The following is an 11,029-nucleotide window of genomic DNA, read 5'->3' as shown; positions in this document are numbered from 1 at the left end:
ACACTCTCAGGCGGCGGCCTCCTCCGGGGCCGGCTCGGCACGGCGCCGCACGGCGACGGCCACCGCGGCGATGACCACCGCGCAGCCGACGAGCTGCCACGCCGTCGGGAACTGTCCGAGCACCAGCATGCCGAGCAGGACCGCGCCGACCGGCTGCAGCAGCAGGATCGACGCCCCGGTCGACGAGGGCAGCGCCGCCATGCCGCCCGCGATGAGCACCCAGCCGATCGACTGCCCGACCACCGCGAGCAGGGCCAGCCACGCGATCGCCGTCCAGCCCGGCGTCAGGTCGACGCCCTCCCAGACCGAGCCGAGCGCGAACGAGCTGATCGCGGCCGCGACGGTCGCGAGGGTGACCGGGGCCGCCTTCTCGCCGGGCGCCGCCCCGAGGCGCAGGAACAGCAGGTAGCCCGCGTAGGCGAAGGCCGCGAGCAGGGCGAGCACGGTGCCGAGCACCGGGTCCGGTGCCGTGCCCGGGTCGCTGTCGACCAGTCCCCCGGCGAGCGCGACGCCACCGAGCAGCACCGGCACGGTGAGCAGGAAGGACAGCCGGATGCGCTCGCCCAGCACCAGGAAGGCGAGCAGCGGCAGGATGACCACCTGCGCGTTGACCAGCACCGTCGAGACCCCGGCGCCGACGGCGTGGATCGCCCCCGTCCACAGCGTCATGTCCAGCCCGAGCAGCAGGCCCCCGACGACGACGAGCCAGGGACGACCGAGCCGCCCGGTCCCGAGGGCCGCACGGCGGGTGCGGCGCCGCTCGAGCAGCGCGAGCGGGATCAGCACCGGCAGCGCGAGCAGGCAGCGGAACACCGTCGCGGTGCCCGGCGAGGTGCCCGACAGCGAGATGAGGATCGGGGACAGCGCGATGCACAGGCTGCCGACCACGGCCATGAGGCGCGGGTCGGCGGCCCGACGACGGGTGGGGGTCGCGAGGGTGTCGGGGACGGCCACGGGTCCAGCCTGCGGGGCCGCACTGTTCAGGACCAGCGACTTCTCCTCGCCGGGAACCGTAAGCTGCGCTGCATGTTCGGGATCGCGCGGCTGCAGGCCCTGCACGCGGTGGCCACCCACCGCACCGTCGGGCGGGCCGCGACGGCGCTGCACCTCACGCCGTCCGCGGTCTCCCAGCAGCTGGCGACGCTGGAGCGCGAGGCGGGCACCCGCCTCACCGAGCCCGCGGGCCGCGGGATCCGCCTGACGCCCGCGGGCCTGGTGCTCGCCGAGCACGCCGCCGCGCTGCTCGACCGGATGGCCGCCGCCCGCCGGGACCTCGACCGCCTCGACGACGAGGTAGTGGGTCCGCTGCGGATCGGCGCGATCCCCACGTCGGCGCACGCGCTGGCCCCCGCGACCCTCGCCCGCCTGCGGGTCGCCCACCCCGACCTCACCGTGCTGCTCGACGACGGCGAGGCGGAGGAGACGATGCCGGCCCTGCTCGCGGGCGACCTCGACCTCGCGGTGGTGGAGAACTGGGAGGGGCTGCCGTCGCCCTCGCCGCCGGGCATCAGCCGCACCCAGCTCTGTGACGACGTCCTCGACCTGGCGCTCCCCTGCGAGCACCCGCTGGCCTCCGCCGGCCACGTCGCGCTGTCCGAGCTCGCCGGGGCGGGCCTGGAGTGGGTGGCCGACACCCGCAGCTCCCGCGCGCACGACTGGTTGCTCGACACGTTGCGGCGTGCAGGCGTCGAGCCGCGGGTGACCAGCCGGGTGTGCGGGTTCGCCATCCACCTCGAGCTGGTCGCGGGCGCGGGGCTGGCGGCGATGGTGCCCCGGCTCGCCCGGCCCGTGGTGCCGACCGGGGTGCGGATGCTGACCACGACGCCCGTGCTCGCCCGCACCGTGGACGCCGTGTGGCGGACCGACCGGGAGACCCCGGCGGTCCGCGCGGCCGTCACCGCGCTGCGGGCGACGGCGGCCGCCCGGGCGCCGGGTCAGGCTCCGCCCGCTCAGGCCCCGTCGGCGAGCAGCACGTCGGCGTCGAAGCAGGTGCGGTCGCCGGTGTGACAGGCCGCGCCCTGCTGGTCGACGAGCACCAGCAGGGTGTCGCCGTCGCAGTCGAGCCGCACCTCGTGCACCGCCTGGGTGTGGCCGCTGGTGGCGCCCTTGATCCAGAGCTCCTGGCGGGAGCGGGACCAGTAGGTGGCCTCGCGGGTCTCGAGGGTGCGGGTGAGGGCCTGGTCGGACATCCACGCGACCATGAGGACCTCGCGGGTGTCGTACTGCTGGACCACCGCGCACACCAGGCCGTCGGCGTTCCAGCGCACCCGCGCCGCGAGCTCGGGCGACATCGTGGTCATCGGACCTCCACCCCGGACTCCCGCAGGGCGTCCTTGACCTCGCCGATCCGCATCATGCCGAAGTGGAACACGCTGGCCGCCAGCACCGCGTCGGCGCCCGCCTCCACGGCCGGGGCGAAGTGCTCGACCGCACCGGCCCCGCCCGACGCGATCACCGGCACGTCCACCAGCGCCCGGACCCGGCGGAGCATCTCCAGGTCGAACCCGTTCTTCGTGCCGTCGGCGTCCATCGAGTTCAGCAGGATCTCCCCGACGCCGAGCTCGGCACCGCGCTGCGCCCACTCCAACGCGTCGATGCCGGTGCCCCGTCGGCCGCCGTGGGTGGTCACCTCGAAGCCCGAGGGTGTCGGCTTCCCGTCGGCCGGCACCCGGCGGGCGTCCACGGAGAGCACGATGCACTGCGAGCCGTAGCGGCGGCTCGACTCCCCGAGGAACTCGGGGCGCGCGATCGCGGCGGTGTTGATGCCGACCTTGTCGGCCCCGGCGCGCAGGAGCTTGTCGATGTCCTCGTTGGTCCGCACGCCCCCGCCCACGGTCAGCGGGATGAAGACCTGCTCGGCGGTGCGCCGGACGACGTCGTAGGTGGTCTCGCGCTCGCCGGACGAGGCGCTGACGTCGAGGAACGTGAGCTCGTCGGCGCCCTCGGCGTCGTAGAGCCGCGCCATCTCCACCGGGTCCCCGGCGTCGCGGAGGTCGACGAAGTTGACGCCCTTGACCACGCGCCCGGCGTCGACGTCCAGGCAGGGGATCACACGGACGGCCACACCCATGCGATCAGCCTACTGAGCCGGACGCGCCGCGGCGTCGAGCGCTTCGGGCAGGGTGAACGCCCCCGCGTAGAGCGCCTTACCGACGATGGCGCCCTCCACCCCCTGCGGGGCGAGCGCCGCGAGCGCGCGGACGTCGTCGAGGGTCGCGACCCCGCCGCTGGCGACCACGGGCGCGGAGGTGCGCTCGCAGACGGCGGTCAGCAGCTCGGTGTTCGGGCCGGTCAGCGTGCCGTCGCGGCCCACGTCGGTGACGACGTAGCGGGAGCACCCCTCGGCGTCGAGCCGGGCGAGGACGTCCCACAGGTCCCCGCCGTCGGACACCCACCCGCGGGCGGCGAGCCGGTGCTCCCCGTCGCGAATCTTCACGTCGAGCCCGACCGCCACCCGGTCCCCGAACTCCGCGATGGCCTTCGCGCACCACTCCGGGTCCTCGAGGGCCGCGGTGCCGATGTTGACCCGGGCGCACCCGGTGGCGAGCGCGCGGCGCAGCGACTCGTCGTCCCGGATGCCGCCCGAGAGCTCGACGTTCACCGGGGTGGCGGCCACCAGCGACGCCAGCAGGTCGGCGTTCGACCCGCGCCGGAACGCGGCGTCGAGGTCGACGAGGTGGATCCAGCGGGCCCCGTCGTCGACCCAGCCGCGCGCCGCCTCCAGGGGGTCGCCGTACCCGGTCTCGGTGCCGGCCTCGCCCTGGACGAGGCGGACGGCCTGGCCGGCGACGACGTCGACGGCGGGCAGCAGGTCGAAGCTCACGGCCCGTGATCGTAATCGCCCGCCTCCACGGGCCCCGCGCCCGGCGTCATCGGGACCCGAGCGACGACTCCCGCAGATCCTCCAGACGCCGGGCCAGGAGCTCGCGCTCCGCCTGGTTCGACGCGAGCTCCGCCGCCCGTTCCAGCTCCATCGCGGCGTCGGCCGGGCGGTCGAGCTGGACGAGCAGGTCCGCCCGGACGGCCGGGAGCAGGTGGTAGCGGGCCAGGGCCGGGTCGTCGCGCAGCCCGTCGACGATCGCGAGCGCCGCCGCCGGTCCGGACGCGCGGCCCACGACGACGGCCCGGTTCAGCTCCACCACCGGGGACGGGGCGACCGCGGCCAGCTCGCCGTAGAGCTCGGCGAGCCGGGCCCAGTCGGTGGCGGCCACGCTGCCGGCGCGTGCGTGCTCGGCCGCGATGGCCGCCTGGAGGGTGTAGGCGTCGGCGCCCCCGAGGGAGCGGGCGCGGTCCAGCCCGGCGAGCCCGCGGTGGACGAGCACCCGGTCCCAGCGGCCGCGGTCCTGGTCGGCGAGCAGCACCGGGCGCCCGTCCGGGCCGGTCCGCGCCCGCAACCGGGAGGCCTGCAGTTCGAGCAGCGCGAGCAGGCCGTGCACCTCGGGCCGGGCGGGGAGCAGCGCCGCCAGCCGTCGGCCGAGCCGCATCGCCTCGTCGCACAGGTCGTGACGCATCCAGTCCGCACCGGCCGTCGCGGTGTAGCCCTCGTTGAACACCAGGTAGACGACCTCGAGGACCGCGCCCAGCCGGGCGGGCAGCTCCTCCCCCGACGGGATCTCCAGCTCGACACCCTGCGCCGAGAGCCGCTTCTTGGCCCGCGAGATGCGCTGCCCCACCGTGGTGGAGGCGACCAGCAGGCCGCGGGCGATCTCGTCGGTGGTCAGGCCGCCGAAGAGCCGCAGCGTCAACGCCACCCGGGACTCGCGGGCGAGGACCGGGTGGCAGGTGGCGAACAGCAGCGCGAGTACGTCGTCGCCGACCGTGCGCGTCGGGTCGGCCACCACGTCGGCGGCGTCCGGCGCCACCCGGTGGGACTCCGCGCGACCCACCTCCTCGGCCTTGCGCGCGAAGGTCTGCTCCCGCCGGATCGTGTCGATCGCCCGCCGCCGGGCCGTGGCGGCCAGCCATGCCCCGGGGTTGTCCGGCACACCCTCGGCCGGCCACTGCTCGAGCGCCGCGACGAGGGCGTCGTGGGCCAGCTCCTCGGCGAGGCCGACGTCGCGCACCACCCGCGCGACGCCGGCCACGATCCGCGCCGACTCCGCCCGCCACACGGCGTCGAGCACCGCGAAGGGATCGCGGGACGGACTCATGTCTGCTGCTGGTCCACCTGGGAGCGCATCCGTGCCTCGGCCTCGATCACCTCGTCGGGCGCCACCCCCGCGAAGTCCTCGGGGTCGAAGACCCGCCGGATCTGGACACGCTCGCCGTGGCGGAACGGCGCCCGACGGGCCCAGCCGACGGCGTCGGCCAACGAGTCGACCCGGAGGATCCAGAACCCGCCGATGAGCTCCTTGATCTCGGTGAAGGGCCCGTCGGTGACGGTGGGGTCCTCCCCCTCGCCGTCGCCGAACGCGACGATCGCGCCCTGCGCGCTGGGGGCGAGCCCCTCGCCCGCGAGCAGGACACCGGCGTCCACCATCGCCTGGTTGAACCGCCCCATCTCCTCGAACATCTGCGGCTCCGGCGGTCGTCCGGCCGCCTCGGCCTCGTCGTAGGTCAGGACGAGCATGAAACGCATGTCGGGCATCCTCCCCGGTCGGTCAACGGGCGTTGCGCTCGGCGATCCGGGACCGCAGGGTGGCCTCGGCGTCGATCACCTCGGCCGACGCGACGTCGGAGAACTCGTCGAACTCGTGCACCCGGCGCACGGCCAGGGTCACGCCGGAACCGACCGGGCAGCGCCGGGCCCACTGCTCGGCCTCCACCCGCGACGCGACGTCGAGCAGCCAGAAGCCGGCGATCAGCTCCTTGGCCTCGGTGAAGGGCCCGTCCGTGACGGTGGCCGCCTCCGACGCCGGGTCCTCCTTCGTCACCGTGAAGCCCTCGGCGCTCGACGCGAGGCCCTCGGCGGCCAGCAGCACCCCGGCCTCGACCAGCTCGGTGTTGTAGCGGCCCATCGCCTCGAAGGCGGCGTTCATGTCGTCCGGCTCGGTGACCATCGCGGACTCGGGGGCCTGGATCATCATCAGGTAGCGCATCGGAGTGCTCCTCGGTGCTCGGCGGCCGGGTCCGTCCCGGCCCGCACCGACGCGTCGAACGGGCCGACGGGTCTTCGACACCCGGCGTCGAGAAAACTTCTAGAGCACCGCGAGCCAGTTCTCCAGCAGGCGCCGCCCCGCGTCGCCGGACTTCTCGGGGTGGAACTGTGTGGCCCAGAGCGGCCCGTTCTCCACCGCCGCCACGAAGTCCTCCCCGTGGTGCGCCCACGTGACCCTCGGGGGCGTGAACGGCTCCACCGGCTCCATCTCCCAGCGCCTCGCGGCGAAGGAGTGCACGAAGTAGAAGCGCTCGTCGGCGGGCATGCCGGCGAACAGCTGCGAGTCGGCCGGGGCGGAGACGGTGTTCCAACCCATGTGGGGCAGGACGTCGGCGTGCAGCTTCTCGACGGTGCCCGGCCACTGCCCGGCCCCGTCGGCCTCCTCGCCGAACTCCACCCCGCGCTCGAAGAGCACCTGCATCCCGACGCAGATGCCGAGCACCGGCCGCCCGCCGGCGAGCCGCTGCTCGAGGATCCGCTCGCCGCCGACGGCCCGCAGGCCCGCCGCACACGCGGCGAAGGCGCCGACGCCGGGGACGACCAGCCCGTCGGCGTCGATCGCGGCCCGCGAGTCGGAGGTCACCTCGACCTTCGCGCCCGCCCGCTCCAGCGCCCGCTCCGCGGAGCGCAGGTTGCCCGACCCGTAGTCCAGGACGACGACGTGGGGAGGTGTCGACATGCCCCCAGCCTATCCGCGACGCCCGACGGTCGAGCTCCGCTGCGCTGCGTCTCCCACCGTCACCACCCGGGGCCGCTCACCACCCGGGCCCGCCCGTCGGGGCCGACGCCGCGACGACCTCCAGCACGGCGACGACGTGGCGGCTGCCCGCGGAGGGGTGCAGCGGGTGCTCGCCGGTCTCGAGCACGCGGGCGATCCGGCGGGAGGCGAGGCGGCGCAGGTGGTGCTCGACGTCCGGCCAGCCGTCGGTGCTCACGGTGAGGACGATGTGCCCGCCGCGGTGCACCACCCGCGCGAACTCCACGAGGGCGGTCGGCGCGAGGTGTCCCACCTCGAGCGCGTTCACGCAGGTCACCACGCCGAACTTGTCCGGGGCGCCGGGCAGACGTTGGGTGAGGTCGGCGGGCCCGAGGTCGTGGTAGACCCGGCGGGTCCGGGAGCGGGCGCGGGCGATCATGCGGGGTGAGATGTCGAGGCCGTCGACGGAGGTGAACCCGTGACGGGCGAGCGCCGCGCCCACCAGGCCGGTGCCGCAGGCCGCGTCGAGCACGTCGGTCTCGGGCTCGTCGAGCCGGGCCACGAGGTCGGCGACGATGCCCGGCAGCGGGTAGTCGTCCCCGGCCGGGCCGCAGAGGTCCTCGTCGTAGGTGGGGGCCCACTCGTCGTAGACCTCGCGCACCTCGGCCGGGTTGGTGGCCGCGCGGGCCCGGACCGCGAACGCCGCCCTGCCACCGTGCTGCGTCTCCACCCTCACCACCCCCGCGTCGCGATCCCGGTTTCTGGTTCCCCGGGGACGGGAGTTCAACCGTGCACGACCGGAGGCCGGCGCGGGAGCCGGATCACACGAGGCGCAGGACCGCCGCGACCGCCGCCAGGACGGACAGCAGGGCGAGGATCCCCGCCGGGATCCAGCGGCGCTCGCGGCCGAAGCTGATCACACCGCCGATGAGGAACCCGGCGAGGACCAGCAGCCCGACGGCCACCAGCTGCGCACCGCTCACGTCTCCAGCACGCCCTTGGTGGACGCCGTTCCGCCGTCGAGTCGGGCGTCCGGCTCGGTGGCCGCCCGCAGCGCCCGGGCGATCGCCTTGTACTCGGCCTCGGTGATGTGGTGCGGGTCCCGCCCGCCGGTGACGCGGACGTGCAGCGCGATCCCGGCGTGGAAGGCGATCGACTCGAACACGTGCCGGTTGAGCACCGTCGGGTAGTTGTTGCCGACCACGAACCCGGTCATCACCTCGGGCTCGCCGGTGTGCACGCAGTACGGACGACCGGAGACGTCGACGACGGCCTGGGCGAGGGCCTCGTCCATCGGGATCCAGGCGTCGCCGAAGCGGCGGATGCCGGACTTGTCGCCGAGGGCCTGACGCAGCGCCTGGCCGAGGACGATGGCGACGTCCTCCACGGTGTGGTGGGCGTCGATCTCCACGTCCCCGGTCGCGCGCACCACCAGGTCGAAGCTGCCGTGCTTGCCGAGCGCGTCGAGCATGTGGTCGAAGAACGGCACCCCGGTCGCGACCTCGGTGCGTCCCGTCCCGTCGAGGTCGATCTCGACGAGGACGGACGACTCCTTGGTCACGCGCTCCACGCGCCCGGTGCGGCTCATGACCCCAGTGTGACGCACCGGCTCACCGGCGCCGGCGCACCTCCACGATCTCGTCGGTGATCGTCGCCTCCTGCCCGCCCGGGCCGGTGGCGACGCGCTCCGCGGACTCGCAGCGTCGGACCTCCCAGGTGTCGTCGAGGGCCAGCCCCTCGAGCACCTCCGCGGCCGTCGACATCCGCAGGGACGGGTCCCACGACCACGGCGCCAGCCGGCCGTGCCCGACGACCAGCAGGGTCCCGCCCGGGGCCACCGCCTCCGCCGCGCGGCGCAGGATCGTCGTGCGGGGGAAGTCGGCGTTCGGCGAGTGCAGGAAGGAGGCGCTGACCAGGTCGAACGACCCCTCCGGGAACGTCTCGGTGAGGTCGTGGCGCTCCGTGGTCACCGGCAGGTCGCCCGCCAGATCGCCGATCCGGTCGCAGGCGGTCTGCGAGACGTCGACCGCGGTCACCCTCCAGCCCCGCTCGGCGAGCCAGAGCGCGTCGCCGCCCTCCCCCGCGCCGAGGTCGAGCGCGGTGCCCGGCTCGAGGGGATCGGCGACGTCGCCCACCGTCGCGTTGACCCGGCCGCTCCAGATCTGCTCGCGCGCGGCGTAGAGGCGCTCCCAGAACTCCGGGCTCCCGTCGCGGCTCGCGTTCACGGCCAGGCGGACGTCCTCGGCGACCAGGTCGGCGTTCACCGCCCCCGCCACCGCCGTCCCCGCCGCGGCCGCCCCGATGACGACGGTGCGCAGGTCGGCGGCGTTGCCCACCACCCACAGCCCGTCGACCGCGGTGGCACCGCCCGGCTGCGTCTCGACGACGTCGCCCACGAGCACGTCGCCCATCCACTGCTCCACGACGGGCACCCCGAGCATCGTCGGGACCTCAGCCCGGGCCCGGGAGACCGGCGCGACGGCCAGCGCGTCGAGCCGGACCGTGGTCCCGTCGGCGAGCTCCGCGCCCTCCAACGCCGTCCCGACGACGAGGCCGGTCACCTTGCCCGGGACCACCTCGATCCCCCGCGCCGAGAGTTCCCCCTCCGCGACGTGGTTCAGCTCGATGGCGTCGTTGTCCAGCAGGACGACGTCGTCGCTCCACTGGCGCAGCAGCTGCACCTGGTGCAGGGCGAGCGGGCTCGTCGCGAGCACGCCGATGCGGCGGTCGCGGACCTCCCACCCGTGGCAGTAGGGGCAGTGCAGGACGTCGCGGCCCCACCGTTCGCGGACGCCGGGCAGGTCGGGCAGCTCGTCGGTGACGCCGGTCGCCACCACCAGCCGCCGTGCGTGCAGCGTCTCCCCGGCCTCCAGCCCGAGGTCGAACCCGCCGCCCTCGGACACGGCGGCGGAGACCACGCGACCGGAGCGGACCACCCCGCCGTAGCCCTCCACCTCGGCCCGGCCGATCGCGGTCAGCTCGCCGGGCGGGGTGCCCTCCCGGCCCAGGTAGTTGTGCACCCCGTCGGCCGGGGTGTTGCGGGGGTCGCCCGCGTCGACCACCAGCACCCGGCGCCGGGACCGCGCCAGGGTCAGGGCCGCCGACAGGCCACCCGCGCCGCCTCCGACCACCACCACGTCCCACGTCTCGTCGTTCATGGGACCGAGCCTGCGCCGCCGGCCTCGCTCTCGGCAAATATCCTTGCTACAACAGCAATATGGAGGACTTCACCCCGGTGCTCGACGGCGTCGGCCCCCGGCTGCGCGACCTGCGCACGGCCCGGAGCATCACGCTGACCGACCTGGCGGCGGCCACGGGGATCTCACTGTCCACCCTGTCGCGGCTCGAGTCGGGCGGCCGGAAGCCGACCCTGGAGCTCCTGCTGCCCCTGGCGCGGGCGTTCGGGGTGGCGCTCGACGAGCTCGTCGACGCCCCGGCCACCGGCGACCCGCGGGTGCGGCTGCAGGCGGTGCAGCGGCACGGCATGACGTTCCTGCCGCTGTCCCGGCGCCCGGGCGGCCTGCAGGCCTACAAGCTGATCATGCCGGTGGGCTACCCGCACCGGGAGCTCACCCAGCAGTCGCACGAGGGCTACGAGTGGGCCTACGTGCTCTCCGGCCGGGTGCGGCTGCTGCTCGGGAACGACGACGTGGTGCTGCGCCCGGGCGAGGTGGTCGAGTTCGACACCCACACCCCGCACGCCTTCGCGAACCCGGGCGACGAGCCGGCCGAGCTCCTCGCCCTGTTCGGTCCGCAGGGCGAGCGCGCGCACATCCGCACCCGTCAGGCCTGATCGTGCTCCGGGCGGACCGCGCGGGGGTCGAGCTCGGGCAGGAGCACGACGCTCTCCTGCTCGTTCGGGTCGGTCCGGGCGACCACCGCGAACGCCGGCTCGGTCGCGCTCGGGTTGCCCGGCAGGTGCGGCACCCCGGCCGGGATGTAGACGAGATCGCCCGCCTGCAGCCGCTCGTAGTGCTCGAACTCCTCGCCCCACCACATCTCGCCCTCGCCCGAGACGACGAGCACGGCGGACTCGTGGTGGTCGTGGCGGTGGGCCCGGGCGCGGCCACCGGGCGGGATCACCTGGGTGTGCAGGCACAGACCCTGCGCCCCGGCGGACTCCGCCGAGATCCCGGCACTGGAGTACTCGACCCCCTGCTTGCCCAGGTAACCCCCACCCCGCACCACCCGGCACTCCGCGTCCGCCACGCCCCCGACGGTGACACGTGCGGCGC

15 protein-coding genes are annotated in these 11,029 nt (G+C 75.0%); 2 read left to right on the top strand and 13 right to left on the bottom strand.

Annotated features, from left to right (window positions below):
• Window positions 1-6 precede the first annotated feature (6 nt).
• Complete coding sequence (locus tag BJ983_RS07150) at window positions 7-954, bottom strand: DMT family transporter (protein ID WP_343053841.1); 948 nt, start codon at window positions 952-954, stop codon at window positions 7-9.
• A gap of 72 nt (window positions 955-1,026) precedes the next feature.
• On the opposite strand from BJ983_RS07150, the gene BJ983_RS07145 reads away from it, so the two are divergent.
• Window positions 1,027-2,007, top strand: coding sequence for a LysR family transcriptional regulator (locus BJ983_RS07145; RefSeq protein ID WP_246325547.1), 981 nt, complete (start codon window positions 1,027-1,029; stop codon window positions 2,005-2,007).
• On the opposite strand, the gene hisI is transcribed toward BJ983_RS07145, so the two are convergent.
• From hisI to BJ983_RS30575, 11 genes are all read right to left on the bottom strand, one after another.
• The gene (gene hisI / locus BJ983_RS07140) at window positions 1,950-2,300 is read right to left on the bottom strand and encodes a phosphoribosyl-AMP cyclohydrolase (protein ID WP_179793186.1); all 351 of its coding nucleotides are present in this window, start codon (window positions 2,298-2,300) and stop codon (window positions 1,950-1,952) included. The genes BJ983_RS07145 and hisI overlap by 58 nt on opposite strands.
• Entirely contained in the window at window positions 2,297-3,070 is a 774-nt protein-coding gene (hisF, locus tag BJ983_RS07135) for an imidazole glycerol phosphate synthase subunit HisF (protein ID WP_179793185.1), read from the bottom strand. The genes hisI and hisF overlap by 4 nt, the downstream gene beginning before the upstream one ends.
• Before the next feature lie 9 nt (window positions 3,071-3,079).
• Window positions 3,080-3,823: a bifunctional 1-(5-phosphoribosyl)-5-((5-phosphoribosylamino)methylideneamino)imidazole-4-carboxamide isomerase/phosphoribosylanthranilate isomerase PriA gene (priA, locus tag BJ983_RS07130; RefSeq protein ID WP_179793184.1), complete on the bottom strand. Its 744-nt coding sequence runs from the start codon at window positions 3,821-3,823 to the stop codon at window positions 3,080-3,082.
• Window positions 3,824-3,869: 46 nt separating this feature from the next.
• The gene (locus BJ983_RS07125; protein ID WP_179793183.1) at window positions 3,870-5,150 is read right to left on the bottom strand and encodes an RNA polymerase sigma factor; all 1,281 of its coding nucleotides are present in this window, start codon (window positions 5,148-5,150) and stop codon (window positions 3,870-3,872) included.
• Window positions 5,147-5,578: a YciI family protein gene (locus BJ983_RS07120; protein ID WP_179793182.1), complete on the bottom strand. Its 432-nt coding sequence runs from the start codon at window positions 5,576-5,578 to the stop codon at window positions 5,147-5,149. The genes BJ983_RS07125 and BJ983_RS07120 overlap by 4 nt, the downstream gene beginning before the upstream one ends.
• 22 nt (window positions 5,579-5,600) lie before the next feature.
• Entirely contained in the window at window positions 5,601-6,038 is a 438-nt protein-coding gene (locus BJ983_RS07115; protein ID WP_179793181.1) for a YciI family protein, read from the bottom strand.
• 99 nt (window positions 6,039-6,137) lie between these two features.
• Window positions 6,138-6,776, bottom strand: coding sequence for an imidazole glycerol phosphate synthase subunit HisH (hisH, locus tag BJ983_RS07110; protein ID WP_179793180.1), 639 nt, complete (start codon window positions 6,774-6,776; stop codon window positions 6,138-6,140).
• 76 nt (window positions 6,777-6,852) lie between these two features.
• Window positions 6,853-7,524, bottom strand: a complete 672-nt coding sequence (locus BJ983_RS07105; RefSeq protein WP_179793179.1) for a methyltransferase domain-containing protein — start codon at window positions 7,522-7,524, stop codon at window positions 6,853-6,855.
• Between the two features lie 91 nt (window positions 7,525-7,615).
• The gene (locus BJ983_RS07100) at window positions 7,616-7,777 is read right to left on the bottom strand and encodes a hypothetical protein (RefSeq protein ID WP_179793178.1); all 162 of its coding nucleotides are present in this window, start codon (window positions 7,775-7,777) and stop codon (window positions 7,616-7,618) included.
• A complete protein-coding gene (hisB, locus tag BJ983_RS07095) occupies window positions 7,774-8,382 on the bottom strand; it encodes an imidazoleglycerol-phosphate dehydratase HisB (RefSeq protein WP_179793177.1) in 609 nt (202 codons plus the stop codon). Before hisB ends, BJ983_RS07100 begins: the two co-directional genes overlap by 4 nt.
• Window positions 8,383-8,404: 22 nt before the next feature.
• Window positions 8,405-9,952, bottom strand: coding sequence for a bifunctional NAD(P)/FAD-dependent oxidoreductase/class I SAM-dependent methyltransferase (locus tag BJ983_RS30575; RefSeq protein WP_179793176.1), 1,548 nt, complete (start codon window positions 9,950-9,952; stop codon window positions 8,405-8,407).
• 59 nt (window positions 9,953-10,011) lie between these two features.
• On the opposite strand from BJ983_RS30575, the gene BJ983_RS07085 reads away from it, so the two are divergent.
• Window positions 10,012-10,587, top strand: a complete 576-nt coding sequence (locus BJ983_RS07085; RefSeq protein ID WP_179793175.1) for a helix-turn-helix domain-containing protein — start codon at window positions 10,012-10,014, stop codon at window positions 10,585-10,587.
• Here BJ983_RS07085 and BJ983_RS07080 read toward each other — a convergent pair.
• Window positions 10,578-11,003, bottom strand: coding sequence for a cupin domain-containing protein (locus BJ983_RS07080; protein ID WP_343053836.1), 426 nt, complete (start codon window positions 11,001-11,003; stop codon window positions 10,578-10,580). The genes BJ983_RS07085 and BJ983_RS07080 overlap by 10 nt on opposite strands.
• Window positions 11,004-11,029 lie beyond the last annotated feature (26 nt).

Source organism: Actinomycetospora corticicola (genome assembly GCF_013409505.1).
GTDB lineage: Bacteria > Actinomycetota > Actinomycetes > Mycobacteriales > Pseudonocardiaceae > Actinomycetospora > Actinomycetospora corticicola.
Note: the sequence above shows the minus strand (reverse complement) of the source record. Positions and strands in the feature narration are given on the sequence as shown.

What these genes read in the sequence shown, in the direction of transcription:
- BJ983_RS07145 (WP_246325547.1), top strand. Translation starts at nt 1,027, where the DNA reads ATGTTCGGGATCGCGCGGCTGCAGGCCCTGCACGCGGTGGCCACCCAC.
- BJ983_RS07125 (WP_179793183.1), bottom strand. Translation starts at nt 5,150, where the DNA reads ATGAGTCCGTCCCGCGATCCCTTCGCGGTGCTCGACGCCGTGTGGCGG.
- hisF (WP_179793185.1), bottom strand. Translation starts at nt 3,070, where the DNA reads ATGGGTGTGGCCGTCCGTGTGATCCCCTGCCTGGACGTCGACGCCGGG.
- BJ983_RS07085 (WP_179793175.1), top strand. Translation starts at nt 10,012, where the DNA reads ATGGAGGACTTCACCCCGGTGCTCGACGGCGTCGGCCCCCGGCTGCGC.
- BJ983_RS07120 (WP_179793182.1), bottom strand. Translation starts at nt 5,578, where the DNA reads ATGCGTTTCATGCTCGTCCTGACCTACGACGAGGCCGAGGCGGCCGGA.
- BJ983_RS30575 (WP_179793176.1), bottom strand. Translation starts at nt 9,952, where the DNA reads ATGAACGACGAGACGTGGGACGTGGTGGTGGTCGGAGGCGGCGCGGGT.
- hisH (WP_179793180.1), bottom strand. Translation starts at nt 6,776, where the DNA reads ATGTCGACACCTCCCCACGTCGTCGTCCTGGACTACGGGTCGGGCAAC.
- BJ983_RS07115 (WP_179793181.1), bottom strand. Translation starts at nt 6,038, where the DNA reads ATGCGCTACCTGATGATGATCCAGGCCCCCGAGTCCGCGATGGTCACC.
- hisB (WP_179793177.1), bottom strand. Translation starts at nt 8,382, where the DNA reads ATGAGCCGCACCGGGCGCGTGGAGCGCGTGACCAAGGAGTCGTCCGTC.
- hisI (WP_179793186.1), bottom strand. Translation starts at nt 2,300, where the DNA reads ATGACCACGATGTCGCCCGAGCTCGCGGCGCGGGTGCGCTGGAACGCC.